At 43.5% G+C, this 16,158-nt stretch carries 14 protein-coding genes and 2 tRNA genes; 5 read left to right on the plus strand and 11 right to left on the minus strand.

The window, feature by feature from the left end:
• Window positions 1–27: 27 nt before the first annotated feature.
• The 5 genes from K7A41_RS18915 to K7A41_RS18935 form a co-directional block, all read right to left on the minus strand.
• The gene (locus tag K7A41_RS18915; protein WP_265714925.1) at window positions 28–3,168 is read right to left on the minus strand and encodes an error-prone DNA polymerase; all 3,141 of its coding nucleotides are present in this window, start codon (window positions 3,166–3,168) and stop codon (window positions 28–30) included.
• 2 nt (window positions 3,169–3,170) lie between these two features.
• Window positions 3,171–4,673, minus strand: coding sequence for a Y-family DNA polymerase (locus K7A41_RS18920; RefSeq protein ID WP_265714926.1), 1,503 nt, complete (start codon window positions 4,671–4,673; stop codon window positions 3,171–3,173).
• Window positions 4,670–5,416, minus strand: coding sequence for an ImuA family protein (locus K7A41_RS18925; protein ID WP_265714927.1), 747 nt, complete (start codon window positions 5,414–5,416; stop codon window positions 4,670–4,672). The genes K7A41_RS18920 and K7A41_RS18925 overlap by 4 nt, the downstream gene beginning before the upstream one ends.
• A gap of 140 nt (window positions 5,417–5,556) precedes the next feature.
• Window positions 5,557–6,294 carry a LytR/AlgR family response regulator transcription factor gene (locus tag K7A41_RS18930; RefSeq protein ID WP_265714928.1) on the minus strand — a complete coding sequence of 246 codons (738 nt, stop codon included), beginning with the start codon at window positions 6,292–6,294 and terminating at the stop codon, window positions 5,557–5,559.
• Window positions 6,295–6,305: 11 nt separating this feature from the next.
• On the minus strand, window positions 6,306–8,228 hold the full coding sequence (locus K7A41_RS18935; protein WP_265714929.1) for a sensor histidine kinase: 1,923 nt from the start codon (window positions 8,226–8,228) through the stop codon (window positions 6,306–6,308).
• A gap of 251 nt (window positions 8,229–8,479) precedes the next feature.
• Here K7A41_RS18935 and lgt point away from each other — a divergent pair, with 251 nt between their 5' ends.
• The gene (gene lgt, locus K7A41_RS18940) at window positions 8,480–9,292 is read left to right on the plus strand and encodes a prolipoprotein diacylglyceryl transferase (protein WP_265714930.1); all 813 of its coding nucleotides are present in this window, start codon (window positions 8,480–8,482) and stop codon (window positions 9,290–9,292) included.
• 4 nt (window positions 9,293–9,296) lie between these two features.
• On the opposite strand, the gene K7A41_RS18945 is transcribed toward lgt, so the two are convergent.
• The 3 genes from K7A41_RS18945 to rocD form a co-directional block, all read right to left on the minus strand.
• Window positions 9,297–9,959, minus strand: coding sequence for a response regulator (locus K7A41_RS18945; protein ID WP_037532963.1), 663 nt, complete (start codon window positions 9,957–9,959; stop codon window positions 9,297–9,299).
• A 225-nt stretch (window positions 9,960–10,184) separates the two neighbouring features.
• Window positions 10,185–11,150 carry an arginase gene (locus K7A41_RS18950; RefSeq protein WP_265714931.1) on the minus strand — a complete coding sequence of 322 codons (966 nt, stop codon included), beginning with the start codon at window positions 11,148–11,150 and terminating at the stop codon, window positions 10,185–10,187.
• Between the two features lie 3 nt (window positions 11,151–11,153).
• Window positions 11,154–12,413 carry an ornithine--oxo-acid transaminase gene (gene rocD, locus K7A41_RS18955; protein WP_265714932.1) on the minus strand — a complete coding sequence of 420 codons (1,260 nt, stop codon included), beginning with the start codon at window positions 12,411–12,413 and terminating at the stop codon, window positions 11,154–11,156.
• Between the two features lie 120 nt (window positions 12,414–12,533).
• On the opposite strand from rocD, the gene K7A41_RS18960 reads away from it, so the two are divergent.
• Window positions 12,534–12,986 (plus strand): Lrp/AsnC family transcriptional regulator, encoded by a 453-nt coding sequence (locus K7A41_RS18960; RefSeq protein WP_265714933.1) that lies wholly within the window; start codon window positions 12,534–12,536, stop codon window positions 12,984–12,986.
• 44 nt (window positions 12,987–13,030) lie between these two features.
• Here the strand turns inward: K7A41_RS18960 and K7A41_RS18965 are convergent, their stop codons facing one another.
• Window positions 13,031–13,216, minus strand: coding sequence for a hypothetical protein (locus K7A41_RS18965; protein ID WP_028069525.1), 186 nt, complete (start codon window positions 13,214–13,216; stop codon window positions 13,031–13,033).
• Between the two features lie 199 nt (window positions 13,217–13,415).
• Between K7A41_RS18965 and K7A41_RS18970 the strand changes: the two genes are divergently transcribed.
• The 3 genes from K7A41_RS18970 (at window position 13,416) to K7A41_RS18980 (ending at window position 15,839) form a co-directional block, all read left to right on the plus strand.
• Window positions 13,416–13,658: a hypothetical protein gene (locus tag K7A41_RS18970; protein WP_265714934.1), complete on the plus strand. Its 243-nt coding sequence runs from the start codon at window positions 13,416–13,418 to the stop codon at window positions 13,656–13,658.
• Between the two features lie 30 nt (window positions 13,659–13,688).
• A complete protein-coding gene (locus K7A41_RS18975; protein ID WP_265714935.1) occupies window positions 13,689–14,333 on the plus strand; it encodes an NAD(P)H-binding protein in 645 nt (214 codons plus the stop codon).
• A gap of 93 nt (window positions 14,334–14,426) precedes the next feature.
• Window positions 14,427–15,839, plus strand: a complete 1,413-nt coding sequence (locus tag K7A41_RS18980; protein ID WP_265714936.1) for an alkaline phosphatase — start codon at window positions 14,427–14,429, stop codon at window positions 15,837–15,839.
• Window positions 15,840–15,879: 40 nt separating this feature from the next.
• On the opposite strand, the gene K7A41_RS18985 is transcribed toward K7A41_RS18980, so the two are convergent.
• Window positions 15,880–15,952, minus strand: a tRNA-Thr gene (locus tag K7A41_RS18985).
• 33 nt (window positions 15,953–15,985) lie between these two features.
• Window positions 15,986–16,058 (minus strand) — tRNA-Thr (locus K7A41_RS18990).
• Window positions 16,059–16,158: the final 100 nt, after the last annotated feature.

The following is a 16,158-nucleotide window of genomic DNA, read 5'->3' on the forward strand; positions in this document are numbered from 1 at the left end:
TATGATGTTCCACAAAAATTAAATTGATCAATGAAAGTTCCGTCCCTTATGAAAGACGTTGTATACATCCTCTTGTTCGGCTGTCAGTTCTCCGAGCAGCCCCGACATATCAAAACAATGCTGAACAATCACATGAATTACCTCTCCTTCTACCTGCAACCTCCCGGCAACCATGAGCAATTTGGCTCTTAGAATTTCTTTACGATATTTTTCAAACACTTTACTCCAGACAACTAGATTAGCAAAGCCTGTCTCATCTTCAATCGTAACAAATAAAACACCTTTGGACGTTCCCGGCCGCTGTCTGACAGTAATCAGTCCACAGACCCGGACGGGCATATTGTTTTTGATTTGATTTAATTTCCCTGTCGGAACCACATGCAAGGTATTCAGCCTACTGCGCAAAAAACTGACAGGATGTGCTTTAATAGATAATGAGGTCCGCGCATAGTCAGCCACAACATGCTGGCTCTGGCTCAATAGTGGCAGTTCGATATGGTTATCATCTGGGCACTGTACCGGTTGTCGTTCAAACAGTCCGATAGGGCAATCTCCCAAAGCGCTGATTTCCCAGAGCGCTCTTCGGCGGTCGATGCCAAGTGAACGAAAGGCATCAGCATCTGCCAAAAGCTCAAGCGCTGCCAAAGACAAGCCTGTTTCGAGCATGCTGAAGATGGATGTGTAGCCCAATCCGCGTCTTTGCGTAAGCAAAACAGCATCTTCTTCCGAAAATCCTTTGATCTGCCGCAATCCGAGACGTAGATGATGAGGCCTGCCCTGCTCGCCTTCGAGCGTATTATCCCAAAAAGAATGATTAATATCTATCGGAAGCACCTTTACCCCATGTTTTTGAGCGTCAATGACAATCTGTGCCGGCTGATAAAATCCCATAGGCTGGCTATTGAGCAAAGATGCTACAAAAATATCGGGATAATGGCATTTGATCCAAGAAGAAACATACACCAGCAAAGCAAAAGAGGCTGCATGGCTTTCTGGAAATCCGTAGCTACCGAATCCTTCCAATTGCTGGAAAACCCGCAGAGCAAATTCTTCGCTGTAATTTTTTTTGACCATGCCGTCCACCATTTTTTTTCGGAAAACCGACACCTGTCCTTTGGATTTAAATGTGGCCATACTGCGGCGCAGTTCATCTGCCTCAGCTGGCGTAAACCCTGCAGCCACAATGGCTATTTCCATTGCCTGTTCCTGAAAAAGGGGAACTCCCAAGGTTTTCCGGAGAATTTCCCTGATTTCAGGATTAGGATAGTCAGTATCTTCCTCACCACTGCGTCTCCGAAGATAGGGATGCACCATATCCCCCTGAATGGGGCCCGGACGAACGATAGCCACTTCAATGACCAGATCGTAAAACTCTCGAGGCCGCAATCGGGGCAACATCGACATTTGAGCACGGCTTTCAATCTGGAAAACACCCAAAGTATCCGCATGACAGATCATGTCATACACTTTCGAATCCTCTGTTGCACCGATTTCGGCCAGGGACAGGTCCAGACCATAATGTTTTTTAGCAAGATCAAAAGCTTTACGCACGCAGGTCAGCATGCCCAGTCCCAATACGTCTACCTTTAGAAATCCAAGAGCCTCCAGATCATCTTTGTTCCACTCCAGATTAGTCCGGTTATCCATCCTGGCATTTATCAATGGACAAAGTTCATGTAAATTACCTTGTGTAATGACAAAGCCTCCTGTGTGCTGTCCTAATTGCCGCGGGAAACCAATGTATTGATGAGTTAATTCCAGCACTTTTCGAAGATGGATATCCTCTGCATCAAACCCCTGCTCAGCCAAACGGTCCAGATCAATATAATCGTCCCAATGGCTACTCACCACAGCGGCCAATCGGCTTACAGCATCCACAGAGAGGCCCATAGCTTTTCCGACATCCCTGATGGCGCCTTTGGAACGGACCTGCGTGACTGTCGCCACAATAGCGGCACGGTTACGGCCATATTTTTCGTAAATATACTGAATCACCTCCTCACGGCGTTCATGTTCAAAATCAACATCTATATCAGGCGGCTCGTCCCGTGCATCGGACATAAAACGTGCAAAAAGTAGCCTAAACTGCCCTGGATCTACAGAGGTAATCCCCAGACAATAACAAATAGTAGAATTGGCAGCAGAGCCTCTTCCCTGACATAAAATTCCTCTTTCTTTCGCAAAGCGTACATAATCATAGACCGTCAGAAAATAAGAAGCATAATTTTTCTGTTCAATAAAATCCAGTTCCATCTGTATGGTTTCCCTGACGGCATCTGGAATTTGACCATGAAATTTTTCTTTGGCACCTTCCCATGTCAAATGAGCCAATTCTTCCTGCACCGTACGCCCTGGAGACGACAGTTCGTCTGGATACACATATTTTAAATCATCCAATGAAAACTGGCAGGCCTGCGCTATTTCCACCGTGCGCGCTATAGCCTCAGGATAAGCTCTAAACAGACGTTCCATTTCTGCCATGGGCTTCAAATATCGCTCTGCATTCGGATAAAGCTTAAATCCCACGTTATGAATCGTGCACTTTTCCCGGATACAGGTCAAAATATCCTGTAGTTCACGCCGCTCAGGTATATGGTAGTAAACATCCCCCAAAGCGGCAGTAGGAATCGACAACCGTTCGCCAAGCTGCTGGATCCTGAACAGTAATTTGGCATCATCTCCTCGGTATAACCTTTTCATGCCCAGATAAAGTGTGTCCGCCAGATGCTTTTTATATTCTTTTACCCTATCAATAAAGAATTGATCCAGTTCGAATGAAGCTGTCAGGCGATCTGGTGGACATACGATAAACTGCATACCTTCACTGTATGGATAGACATCGGCACGGTACAGCTCACATTTACCTTTTTCCGCTCTGAGATTACCTATTGTCAATAAAGAAGACAGCCTACCATAAGCATCTTTATCCTTTGGATAAGCCAATAAACTTGGACCATCCAGCAAATCCAGCCTACAAGCAGGAATTAGCCGGAGCCCCCACTTTTTTGCAGCAATATGTGCCCGGACCATGCCAGCAAAACTATTCCGGTCGGTCAGAGCGACAGCACTATAGCCCAACTGCGCGGCACGCTCAATCAGTTCCTCGGGATGGGAAGCCCCCTGTAAAAAAGTAAAATTACTGGTGATCTGTAGTTCACAATAAGCCATCCTTAAGCAAAAAAACCATGTAAAAACCATTGCTTAGGCAAACTCTCGTCGTAATGCCCCGAGCGATAAAGCCAAAAACGTTGGCCCTCTTCATCTTCAACAGCATAATAATCACGGTGTTCACCTTTGTCTATCCACCACTCCCGTTCAATCCGCTCGGGCCCGTCTGCTTTCTTAATGGCATGGACGCGCCCTTTATAGCGGAACAGCATGGGAGGATAATCTGGAATTGGTGCTGTCACAACAATAGGCTCCGGCGTATGCAGCAATCGGGTTGGCCGGGGACGTCCCTGTTGCCAGTCAACAGTAGACCGTTCTTGAAGTGAACAGGCGGCCTGCATGGATCTTTCTGGCCAGTAACGCGCAGCAGGAAGATATCGGGAAATATCACAGCTGGGATCTCTACTCTTCAGCCGGTCCAGAAGTTCTGTCAGTGCCGGATGATCCAGTCCGATACGATCGCTCCAAAGATTCTCCTGGACAGGGGGCGCCTCTTCCACTTTGGGTACTTCCAGCACAAACAGCTCAATACCTAATCCAGGCTCAATCTGGGAAATCTTAAGAGCAAATAACTGAAACAGATGTTGCACCTGTGCGGTTGCCCTATTGGTTCCAATAGCGACCTGTTCTATTTTGCCATCTATGCGATGACTAAGCAGCACAGCTTCCCGCAAGCCTTTACCTTCGCTCAACAAACGGGTGCAGATTCTCACCAGTAGTTGCTGGACGGCTAGCTCAATCCCTTTAGCCGTTTGGATGGGCTCTAAACAAGGTAAACGTTCTTCATAGGGAACAATCGGCTTAATGGGCATGATAAACTCATCCGTATTCCCCATTGCCTGATCCAATCGGAGCAGCAAATGATGACCAAAACGCCGGCGCAAAGCAACACGCGGCATGTTGGAGAAACTTCCTATCGTTTTTAATCCAAGGGCCTGAAGACGTTGCAAAACGGTGGGTTCTAGCCGCAATGCCTGTGCGGGCATAGTTTTCAACACTTCAGAAAGTGTTTTGGGCACAACAATAGGATCACCTTGTCCATAACGAGCTACGGCCCATGCTCCACCTATACTATCTGCAATACTCATGCGTACATCATAGCCATGCTGCTTTAATCTCAAGATAATATGCTCCAAATACGCCTTTTCTCCACCCCAAAGATGCGCACAACCACTGATATCCATTACAATACCATCAGGGAGGTCCAGAGCTGCAACCGGCGTATACCGGATACACCAATGTGCTATGGCATGAAGCAGCTTTTGTTCCAGTCCGACACGTTCATGGATGACTTTTAAATCAGGTAAAATAGCTTTTGCATCGGCGATGCCCATGCCCGGAAAGACTCCCTCCTGTTCGGCTAACGGACTGCTTGCACTCACGACAATTTTTCCATGTGTAGAAATAGCTAAAACAAAAGGTATTTCAGCCAGCCGAGGTCGGCACACTGTCATCCAATCTGTTTTAAGATGACGAAACCACAGTGATGCAAATCGCTTTTTCATGCCAAACTGAAATTTTGGTAACGTCCACCCCAGTCTGCAATAACTTTTTTCGCTTTCGTAATGGCTTCAAAACCATTTGCTGTCCAGCAAAACTGCCAGCAGCCTGGCTGACCATTCCGCACTTTCAACAGTTCAACGTTCCAGCCCGGATAGCCTATTCCCGGCAATCCGTCAACTGTGATGCTGGGCAGTGAAGAAATCTTCCATCGGGCGGCACAGGTGGTTGCACCCAATTGCCGAGGATTATGCTGCAGAATAAACCCAGTTACACGGCTTTTTTCAACCGCCAGCTGTAGACGCCTGGACTGTACAAAATTCAAATGGTGAACTTCTGCCAGTACAGCCGTGATGCCTTCACATTTTAATGCCTCTTCCATTGCCCATAAAACATCGTTCTCCCGCTGCATGCACACAAATATGACATCTTCCGGAACCACGCCAAAGGTTTTCAGAGAAGCTGGAAATAAAGTGTGAAAAGTACTTATCCAGATACAGACACCATGATTCTGCATCAGCTTGCCTAGCAAAGTACTGATGAAACCACAGGAAACCGCGGCACCTATCCGATCAAAACTGACAAATTCATGAATTGCCCCACGCGGAAAAACGCCATTAGGAAAGGCTTCCTCTAATGGCCCCAATCCCATCTGAAGCAAGTCGGCTGATCGCTGCGGGATTCCCTGCCACAACAGCAAATCTTTTTTCAACTTGCTGATTAAAGCTTGTTTCTCATTTGATTTCATGTCCTCCATCTTAAAATCTAAGCAAATTTAGTACTAAAATATTTAGTATAAAACTAAATTGCTATAATTTTTAGTTTTTCATCAACCTAAAGACGCGAGCAGGTGTTTGTTATGTCCAGACCAGTATCTGATCCGCACAATTAAATATCATTCAAAAACTGCTGAATGACATCTTTTTTTCGTGTAGCCACAGGAATCATTTTGCCATCGGCCATTTCCAGTTGTCCATCTTTAAAATATTTTTTGATATGGTTTGCATTGATCAGATAAGACTGATGACATCTTATAAACTCGGTTTCAGGAAGCATGGTTTCAAAATGTTTAAGCACTTTGGAAACCATCATTGGTTTATTATCCTTTATATAAAATGTGGTATACCCCTTGTCGCCCTGGCAGTACAGAATATCATCAATATGAACTATTTGTGTAAATTCAAAAGTCCGCAATGCTATTTTACGTGGTTTGTCGGGGGTCTTCAGATAATTTTCGGCCATAGCTAGCTGCCAACTATTGAATCGAAACTCGCTATTTTTTTTATAGCATTTTTCGATGGCCTCAACAAATTGATCCGGAACCAATGGCTTGAGGAGATAGGCAATGGCACCAATATTTAATGCTTCAATCGCATACTGGTTGAATGCCGTTATAAAAATGGTACTGATATCCAATTTTAACTCGGAAAGAAAAGACAAACTCGAACCGTCTTTAAGCTGGATATCAGCTAAAATCAAATCGGGATCTGCAGCTGGCAACTCGCGCTCTGCCTGCGCAATGCTCGGGCTATAACCAACCAGCCTCACATAAGGAATACTGTCCAGCAGGGACTTAATATATAAGTATATATTATACTCATCTTCAAGAACATAAACTTTCATCATCGTAGTCTCAATTAAAATAAAACAAGCGGAATATAAATGTCCACTTTATAACCGCTTTTATCTTCGTTATAATTTGGTGTTATTTCAATTCTGGCCCTGGCTTCTGCTTCTGCAAACAATAGTTCAAGACGTTCTCTGGTAATCGTTTGTGATAAGGATGTCTTGTGTTTCACTTGCTCCGTATGCATCTGCACGCCCCATCCATTGTCGCTGACTGTAATATGCAATTGTTCATCATCTTCCCTGAACGAAATTCGCAGCTGCCCCTTGTGGGATAAATTTTTAAAAGCATGCTCAATGGCATTTTCCACAAATGGCTGTATCAACATAGGAGGAATCATTACATTATCCAGATCCAGATCTCCAGTCTTGATTTCAAAATCAAACACATCCTGATACCGCATCTGCTGCAGAAGGATGTAATTATGTAAGGATTTAATCTCTTGTTCCAGAGAAATATAGTCTTCCCTGTTCAGTTCCAAAATGTCACGGATCTGTCGCGATAATAAAAGTAAATATTGATTCGCTTTCGCCTTCTGCTCACTACTGATCAACCCCTGAAGATTTGCTATCGCGTTATAGATAAAATGCGGATTAAGCTGATTCTGTCTAGTCTTTTGCTCCAAGATCAGCTGTTTATTTTCCGCCATAATGCGCTGATTGATATTTTGAAGTAATTTCTGCTTATTTCTAAAATAAATAAAAAACGCCAAGCTAAAAACCAGAGCGAGCAGAATGACAAATATCCAGCGCTGCTGTACCATGATTTTGTGGCTGAATGCATTGGTCGTTTTTAACAGTTTTATTGCCTGGTCTTTTTTCTCGGTTTCATACTTGGTATTGATATCATTCATTTTTTCCCATTCCATACGGGTAGCATTATTCTTATACCCACGAAAGGCTGAATCCAAAGAAAAATAGGCCCGTTCATAATCTCCTTTTAGAGCATAAGCCGCCTGCAGATTCTGGTAATAAAACAAGGTATTATGCTTGATCTTATTTTCCTTGATAAACCTGAGACCAGCATTAAAATACTTTATCGCCGAATCAATCTGCTGATTGTTCATAAAATTTTTGGCCAGATTTGCAAAAGCATAAGCATTCAGCGCGCGGGATGAGCGCAAATAATCAAAATATGCTCTGGATGCTTCCACTGCTCTTTTGTTGTCATTAATACTATAATAATACTGTGACTGCAGATCATACATGCGCATTATAGTAGCAGTATCTCCAGTTAGTCTGGCGTAATGTCTACAGCTATCCAGAGATCCTTTTAGCTTCGCAAAGTCACGCAAAGCCATATATTGCATAAATTTGACTTCCTGATAAACCTGCGAAACACGCGGATCGGCTCTCTCTGGATGATAAAAATACCAGGATTCAATATCGCGCAGTGCCTGCCGATAGTCTCCCCGCCGGTAATTGGCATTGGAAAGCAGATTATAAAACAGGAAAGTAAAAGTGCTCTTGTTCTTCGCGGCAAATTCCTTGGCATCAATGAGCTTTTTCATCAGCGTCACATTGGTCATTTCATCAAAACTAAAATCAGCCCTGATCATAAAATAATCTTTTAGAACAGCCTGATCCGGATTCAATGGTCTTCCTTCAAGCGCATGCAGCACAATGGGTATAGAATCAAGCCGATCCTCCAACATGTATGCATAGGCCAGGTATATCGGATTATATGGGGAACGCATAAAATACGCCTTCTGCAATAATTCATTTCTTTTTTTTCGGACAATAGACTTATCTTCCAATTCCTGTTTGGTCAGATGGTCTAATAAAAAATCTCGGTAGCGCATATCCAGTGAATCGACAGGCTTTTCTTCCTCTTTTGCTGTATCTGGCTTCCTGTTTTGATGACAAGAAAACAGCTGCAAAAGCAGTACAATAAGGATAAGATGAACTAATGCTCCGGTCTGACGTATTTTCATTCGAAAATTGTTCTTTCTTGCGTAACTCAAGCAGGCACCGGCCTGCGGCACCATGATTTTAACCGAATATCGGAATATTCTGAAATATACGACATGGCTGGCTGCAAAATAATTCTCTTTTCTGATATTTAAATAGCGTGACAGATCGAACCTGCTTAGCAAATCCCTTCGCATGATTTAAAAAATCGAAAGATAGTTGTAACAATTCGCTCTTCGTGCATACCTATTGTCCACACTTTAGCTATTCAGACATGATAACAAGCAGCTCTGCATTACATTTAAACTATATTGTATGGAACGTTGAAAGCGATATCCTGACCCTGCCGATCATCGATCACTCCATACGTTGGTACGGACTGTTTTGGTTGTTGGGAATAATATTAAGCTATCAGGTACTTCTGACTATCTTCAAAAAAGAATACCGGCCAGCCGAACTCCTTGATCAATTAAGTATTTATATCCTAGTGGGAACTGTCATCGGTGCACGTTTAGGTCATATATTTTTTTATGATCCTGCCTACTATCTGAGCCACCCTTTTAAGATATTGGCTATTTGGGAAGGAGGTTTGGCCAGCCATGGTGGCGGTATCGGTATTCTTATCGGCATTTTCTTATTTGCAAGAAAACACAAGCTTTCTTTCCTCTGGGTAGCTGACCGAATAGCACTGGTGGTGCCTATCGCCGGCGCCTGTATCCGTCTTGGAAATTTAATGAACTCGGAAATGATTGGCACGCCGACACATTTACCCTGGGCTTTCATATTTACACATATTGATCAAATCCCAAGGCATCCTGCACAATTATACGAAGCACTCTATTGTATGCTACTGTTCGTACTACTATACAGCTTTTGGAAAAGATCTTTCTTTAGAAATCAAACCGGCAACAGCTTTGCGCTGCTGCTGATTTTACTATTTTCTTTCCGTTTTTTGGATGAGTATTTAAAAATTAATCAGGAACGTTTTGAAGACGCTTTATCGATCAATATGGGCCAGATACTGAGTCTGCCGTTTATCCTGGCCGGATCCATTTTACTGATTGTCAACAGTCGTAACAAAGCTTAGGCCGCTATTTGAGCAGTCCGGATTGAAATGCCACCTTGACCAGTTCAGCAGTATTTTTGACATTTGTCTTTTCGATCAAACTTTGTCGATGTCCTTCAACCGTTCGCTTGCTCAAAAAGATTTTGTCGGCAATCTCCACATTCGTATAACCGTCTGCTATGAGCCTAAGGACTTCCATCTCGCGTTCACTAATTTCCAATTCGGGTATTGCCGGATTGGAAAGCACCTGGCCGCTTTTACCTGAGGCAACATGGTCCAACAAAGCTATACTGATCTCCGCACTTATATACTGTCCACCTTGCGCCACATGTTTCAAGCCAAAAAGTAATTCATTATAATCCACATTTTTCAATAAATATCCTGAAAGACCGTAGCCAAACCCTTCAACAACGTAGTGAATCTGATTCAGCATGGAGAGGATAACAACCTTAATCGAAGCATACTCCCGCTTAACAGCCCGCAACAATTCCATGCCATCCATATTGTCCATGCTGATATCTGTCAAGATAATATCAGGCAACAATCCATCCCCTATCAACTGCAACGCTTCATCCCCATCCGAAGCTTCACCTACAACTAAAAATTCTTCCTGAGACTCCAATAATAGTTTAATACCATTCCGTACAACCATATGATCTTCAACCAATAGTATTTTAAACTGATTCATCTTTCGTGCATTTAATATCAATAACTTTTCTTAGTCCCATAATGGCTACTTCTGAGTTTGATGCCCTGCTTATCATTGGAAGATAAAAACAGCCCGACAAACTAACATAAACCGCATAAATATACAAAATTCCCCACACTTGAACACTTAAAAACCCCTTTCAGCGACCAGCAGGACTAAAAGGGGTTTTCATTTAAACGCTATGCCAGCAAAGCTTGTGCGACATCAGCGTAGAGATTTAAGTTCAATTAAGGGTGTGATATGCTCCAAGATTGAAAAAGCAACTTCCGCCATCTTATTTCCTTTGTTGTCCAATAGAGGATTTACCTCCACGATCTCGAAACAGACTACCTTTTCTGAACGAATGATCTCTTCAAGAATGAGAACAATCTCTTTGGGCAGGAAACCTTTAGGTACCGGCGTTCCAGTTCCATCTGAAATGAGCTCGCTGTCCATACTGTCCACGTCAAAGGAAATATACAGCATATCGCAATCTCTTAAGCGTTCCATCGCCTCTGCAACGCAGGGCTTAATACCACGTTGCCGCGTTTCCTCAACACGATAATTTTTTATTTCCAGCCGGTTGATGACGATATCCTCTGGTTCTTCCGTGTCGCGAACACCAAAATAGATCAGATGATCCGCCTTAATTTTGCCCACAGGCCCAGCAATGCGTTTGAGTTTATTCCACAACTCCTGAGTCGACTGATCTACTTCATTGATTGAACAGGACAGGTTGTCTTCATTCAGCATGGCTGCCAGCGGCATCCCGTGCATATTGCCGGAAGGTGTGGTGTAAGGAGAATGGATATCCGCATGCGCGTCCACCCAAATGACACCGAGGGTCCTATCCGGATATGCAGATTTGATACCACTGATAGTGCCCATGGCCGAGGAATGGTCTCCTGAAAATACCAACGGAAAATTGCCGGCCGACAGGCTATCTTCGACGGTAGAGGCTACCTGCTTACATTGTTCATAGATCTGCTGGATATGTTTACCAAAAGGGTGGTTATCATTCTGATAAATGGAGTTGTTGCGCGTGGGTACGTCAACAAAGGGATAGTTTATAAAATATTGGCTGCCCTTGTTGATTGCTGCAATTTCGATTGCATCAATCCCCAAATCCGAACCACGCGTGCCTGCACCAATATCAGATCTATTCTTGATCAGTTCAATCATTTTCTTCATATATCAATTCAGATTACTCAACGATTGCTCAATGATGCCCAGACATGTATTCACTTGGCTTTCTGTAATGACCAATGGCGGTGCCAAACGAATTTTATTGCCGTGCGTCGGTTTTGCCAAAAGACCATTTTCCATAAATTTCAAGCAAATGTTCCACGCCAGATCGCTCTCTTCACTCGCATTGATCACAATTGCGGTCAGTAAACCTCTACCTCTAACCTCCTGTATAAGATCAGATTTGGCAGCAATTTTTCGCAGGCCTTCTAAAAATAAGTTTCCCATCCGTTGCGCATTCTGAATGAGGTCCTCATCCAATACAACTTGAAGTGCCTCCATGGCCACTGCACAAGCCAACGGATTGCCACCATAGGTAGAACCGTGCTCACCCGGCCGGATGCATAACATAATCTCGTCATTGGACAAGACCGCAGACACCGGCAACACACCGCCGGATAAGGCCTTGCCCAATAGCAGTACATCAGGCTTACTGTCGCTGTTTGGGTTGTTTATATCATAGGAAGCCAGCATACTGCCAGTCCGGGCAATACCTGTCTGGATCTCATCTGCAATAAACAATACATGATGTGTATCACATAGCTGGCGTACACGCTTCAAATAATCCGCATCGGGGACCACAATGCCTGCTTCCCCCTGAATTGGCTCAACGATAAAGCCCGCAATTGTAGGATCCTGTTTGAACAGCTGTTCAAGAGCTTCAATATCATTATAAGGCACAAGTAGAATACCTTCCACAAAGGGACCGAAATCATCCGTGGCGGTACGGTCATTTGAAGCAGATATCACAGAAATTGTACGACCATGAAAATTATCTTTGGCAAACACAATTTTCGCCTGATTGGCAGCGACACCTTTTACCTTATATGCCCATTTACGGCAAAGTTTCATCGCCGTCTCCACGGCTTCCACTCCGGAATTCATCACCAAGGCCTTGTCAAACCCGAAGAGTTTGCACATCATTTCTTCAAAGTCGCCTAATCTATTGTTATAGAAAGCACGCGAAGTCAGCGTCAGCTGCTGCGCCTGCCTAGTCAATGCAGCCAGAATACGGGGATGACAATGCCCCTGGTTGACTGCCGAATAAGCCGACAGGAAATCAAAATAAGATCGACCGTCCACGTCCCATACCATGGCACCCTCTCCCCGCTCCAGTACCACCGGTAAAGGATGGTAATTATGTGCTCCATATCTTTCTTCCTTGGCAATAAACGCCATTCCTTTTCCCAGTATATTTACTGTACTCATAATTTTTGATTTTTTTCAATACGAACAAATATACAATTTTTACTTTTTCAACAACAAAATAAGACAAATTAACACTAAATTAGCACCGAAATATTTAAATTAACTTTAAACCTGTTTACTATGAACGGCATTGACGAATTTGATCTACAGATTTTAAAATACCTTGACACAGATGGCCGCATGGCTTATTCAGCAATAGCCACTGCTCTTGGGGTCTCCAATACCATGATACACCAACGAATCAGCCGACTCATGGACCAAGGTATATTAACCGGAATTAAGCCCGTATTGGACGAGAAAAAATTAGGTTATGACTGGGGTGCGTTTACTGGACTTAGTCTAGAAAAAGATCACGATTCCGGCCGCATTATTGAAGAGCTAAAGAAAATTCCAGAAGTGACTGAATGTTATTATATCACCGGCAACTATACACTTTACATAAAAATAATCGCCAAAAATCACGAGCATATGCGTAAGCTGTTATATGAAAAAATAGATAACATCCCCGGAATCGCAAAAACCGATTCACTCATCGAATTAGGCTGCGCTTTTAAACGCAATATTATCTTCTGATCTTAAGCTCTAGGGTCTTGAATGGGACATTGAAGGCCTCAGAGCTACTTTCCGATTTTCGCTAGCTCATCCTCCGTCCAATACAATAATTCACGCAATACATAAACGCTGTCATAGCTGCCGAGCCCATCAATGTAGTCCCACAGGTCCCCCTCAACTTTAACCGGCCGGCCATGATGCAATATATCATACCCTTTGTCCAGCCAATTTTGTATCTGTTCTCTATCCATCTTGATATAATTATCTATTTAAAATGATCCTATCAAACTTAAATAAATTGCTTTTCAAATGCAATAACATTTTGTTTTATGAACAAAGCATGTCTTTTCGTTGTTCTATTAAAATCCACATATATAAACGATTGATGAGCAGGCAGCTAATTTTAGAATAAAATAAGCTATATTAGCAATAAACCAAACATCAAATATTATGGCAGATTTTTTCTACGTAGGCTTAGAAGGAGAAGATGACTTGCTGGAGCTGGTTGCCGTATCCACCATTCAGTCCTTATTATACTTTCAGGACGCTGATCAGGAAGATTTCACTACCATTAAAACTTCTATTGGGCAGAACTTTATCGTCGAAGAGGATCTGATCACTGTCGCTGACACACTGCGGCTGAATCAAACCATTGTACGGTTCACTCCCGGAAAACCAAACTATCAAGATTAGTGTTCTCTTGATAGATCAACACATCAATATATGCGAGCAGTTATCATCGGTGGTTCGGGCGCAACCGGAAAAGCACTTGTCCAATACTTATTAAATTCTGTCGATTTTACGGAAATTGTCTTACTGTTGCGACGTGAGGTCTTTCCTACACACCCCAAATTGAGGCAGATTATCGTAGATTTTGGCAAACTTCAGGATGTCGAACACCTTATTTATGGTGACTTGGCGATTTCCTGCCTAGGGACGACGCGAAAGGATGCCGGAAGTAAGGATGCTCAATGGAAAATAGATCACGATCTCAATCTACATTTTGCCGCCTTAGCCAAAAAGAACGGGATCCCTGTTTTTGTTTTGCTGTCCGCCGTCAATGCAGATGCTGGTTCAAGAATCTTCTATAACCGCATGAAAGGCAGTCTCGAACAACATATCAAAGCTTTAGATTTCAGCAGGCTGATTATAGTGCAGCCCGGCGGCCTAATCCGTCCAGATACCGACCGTGCCGGAGAAAAACTAGCGATAGGTGCTCTGCGGATTTTCAATCGTATAGGCCTTCTCAGGAGCTATGAAGCACTGACAGTTGACCGCGTGGCTTTGGCAATGCTCAGATCAGTGAGCCGCTGCCGTGAGAAAATCAATATCATCTCTGTCAGGGATATTAAAGACCTCTCCGAATAGTATGGCTGTATCTTAAAGCAATTCATAACATTAGCTTAACATCAAGGTAATCCAGACGGGGTAACTTGCGGATTGAAAGAAACTACTATTTACATGAAAAAACACTTTTTATTTCTTTTTTTTCTTGCGGTTATTCAGGTATTCCCAGCCTTCTGTCAAGAGGCGAAATATATCTTTTATCTGATTGGAGATGGAATGGGCTTCAATCAGGTTAATCTTACTGAGATCAATCAGGCAGCGATTCAAAACAAAAACAGTACGGTACCGTTAGTCTTTACGCAGTTCCCGCACACGGGTTTTGCCTCTACGCACTCCCTGTCCAACGGTGTCACCGATTCCGGCGCTGGCGGCACCGCCCTGGCCGTTGGTAAAAAGACCAAAAATGGCGTTATCGGCATGGATAGTAGCAGAACAACTTCCTACAAGAGTATCGCCTATGCAGCCAAAGAACGGGGACTAAAAGTCGGGATTGTGACCAGTGTGAGCATAGACCATGCAACGCCGGCTTCCTTTTATGCCCATCAGCCCGACAGGGATATGTACTATGAAATCGGACAAGAAATTATCCGTTCCAATTTTGATTTCTTTGCAGGCTCCAACTTTTTAAAACCCGAAATGACGTTTGACGGCAAGCAGGCTCCTTCTCTTTTTCCACAACTTAAAAACGCTGGTTACCAAATTCTAAAGGGAAAAGATGCTTATCTAAAGCACAAAGAGAAGTCCGATAAAATTATCCTGATGAACACGGACGGTAGCCCAAAAGAAGCACTAAAATATGCTATTGATCAACAGCCCGGCGACCTCAGACTGGCCGATATCACCGCTGCAGCCATTCAGTCGCTCCAACATCACAATGATAAAGGCTTCTTCCTGATGGTGGAGGGCGGTAAGATTGACTGGGCCTGCCACGCGAATGATGCAGCCACTACAGTGCAGGAGGTACTTGATTTTAACGCGGCGGCAGCTCTGGCTTACGAATTTTACCAGAAACATCCAACGGAAACCCTTATCGTCGTGACAGCGGACCACGAAACTGGCGGCCTTGGAATAGGTAATGGAAGTTCTACTTTAAAAACAAAGTTGCTTTCGGAACAAAGCGTATCGCATAGTGCACTTTCAGCACAGATAGGCGATCTCCGCAACAGCAAAGTTAATGTAACTTGGGAGCAGCTCAAACAGTTGCTAGCTACTCACACAGGTCTATATACTGGCATCAAGGTCAATGAAAACGATGATAAACTATTGCGAGAGGCTTATCAGAAGAGCTTTGTTAACCATCAGAATGAAACAGCAAAGAGCCTGTATGCCAATGACGATAAGATTGCAGCTTTAAGTATTGGCATACTTAACAGAATGGCTTCTATCGCTTGGGCTTCCAATAACCACTCGGCGGCATACGCCCCGGTGTACGCGATCGGTGTCGGGGCTGAGCTATTCAACCACAAAATGGACAATACCGATATTCCTAAGAAAATCGCCAAAGCTGCGCAGCTCAGTTTAAATTAAAAAAAAGACCCCCAAGAAATGAATCTTGGGGGTCTTTTTGAGCCTCTTATCGGGATCGAACCAATGACCTACTGATTACAAGTCAGTTGCTCTACCAGCTGAGCTAAAGAGGCTTTTTAAAGAAGTTTAATGAGTATTACTCGATGAGCCTCTTATCGGGATCGAACCAATGACCTACTGATTACAAGTCAGTTGCTCTACCAGCTGAGCTAAAGAGGCGTTACTTCTTTTCAACCTTCAAAACGTTACCGCTTTTAAGATGCTGCAAATATCGAAAGCCTAGACCAAAAATCCAAATCCCATCTCGCAATTTTTGCAC

The sequence above is a fragment of the Sphingobacterium sp. InxBP1 genome, from assembly GCF_026191775.1.
Classification (GTDB): Bacteria; Bacteroidota; Bacteroidia; order Sphingobacteriales; family Sphingobacteriaceae; genus Sphingobacterium; species Sphingobacterium thalpophilum.

What these genes read in the sequence shown, in the direction of transcription:
- K7A41_RS18915 (WP_265714925.1), bottom strand. Translation starts at nt 3,168, where the DNA reads ATGGCTTATTGTGAACTACAGATCACCAGTAATTTTACTTTTTTACAG.
- K7A41_RS18920 (WP_265714926.1), bottom strand. Translation starts at nt 4,673, where the DNA reads ATGAAAAAGCGATTTGCATCACTGTGGTTTCGTCATCTTAAAACAGAT.
- K7A41_RS18925 (WP_265714927.1), bottom strand. Translation starts at nt 5,416, where the DNA reads ATGAAATCAAATGAGAAACAAGCTTTAATCAGCAAGTTGAAAAAAGAT.
- K7A41_RS18930 (WP_265714928.1), bottom strand. Translation starts at nt 6,294, where the DNA reads ATGATGAAAGTTTATGTTCTTGAAGATGAGTATAATATATACTTATAT.
- K7A41_RS18935 (WP_265714929.1), bottom strand. Translation starts at nt 8,228, where the DNA reads ATGAAAATACGTCAGACCGGAGCATTAGTTCATCTTATCCTTATTGTA.
- lgt (WP_265714930.1), top strand. Translation starts at nt 8,480, where the DNA reads ATGATAACAAGCAGCTCTGCATTACATTTAAACTATATTGTATGGAAC.
- K7A41_RS18945 (WP_037532963.1), bottom strand. Translation starts at nt 9,959, where the DNA reads ATGAATCAGTTTAAAATACTATTGGTTGAAGATCATATGGTTGTACGG.
- K7A41_RS18950 (WP_265714931.1), bottom strand. Translation starts at nt 11,150, where the DNA reads ATGAAGAAAATGATTGAACTGATCAAGAATAGATCTGATATTGGTGCA.
- rocD (WP_265714932.1), bottom strand. Translation starts at nt 12,413, where the DNA reads ATGAGTACAGTAAATATACTGGGAAAAGGAATGGCGTTTATTGCCAAG.
- K7A41_RS18960 (WP_265714933.1), top strand. Translation starts at nt 12,534, where the DNA reads ATGAACGGCATTGACGAATTTGATCTACAGATTTTAAAATACCTTGAC.
- K7A41_RS18965 (WP_028069525.1), bottom strand. Translation starts at nt 13,216, where the DNA reads ATGGATAGAGAACAGATACAAAATTGGCTGGACAAAGGGTATGATATA.
- K7A41_RS18970 (WP_265714934.1), top strand. Translation starts at nt 13,416, where the DNA reads ATGGCAGATTTTTTCTACGTAGGCTTAGAAGGAGAAGATGACTTGCTG.
- K7A41_RS18975 (WP_265714935.1), top strand. Translation starts at nt 13,689, where the DNA reads ATGCGAGCAGTTATCATCGGTGGTTCGGGCGCAACCGGAAAAGCACTT.
- K7A41_RS18980 (WP_265714936.1), top strand. Translation starts at nt 14,427, where the DNA reads ATGAAAAAACACTTTTTATTTCTTTTTTTTCTTGCGGTTATTCAGGTA.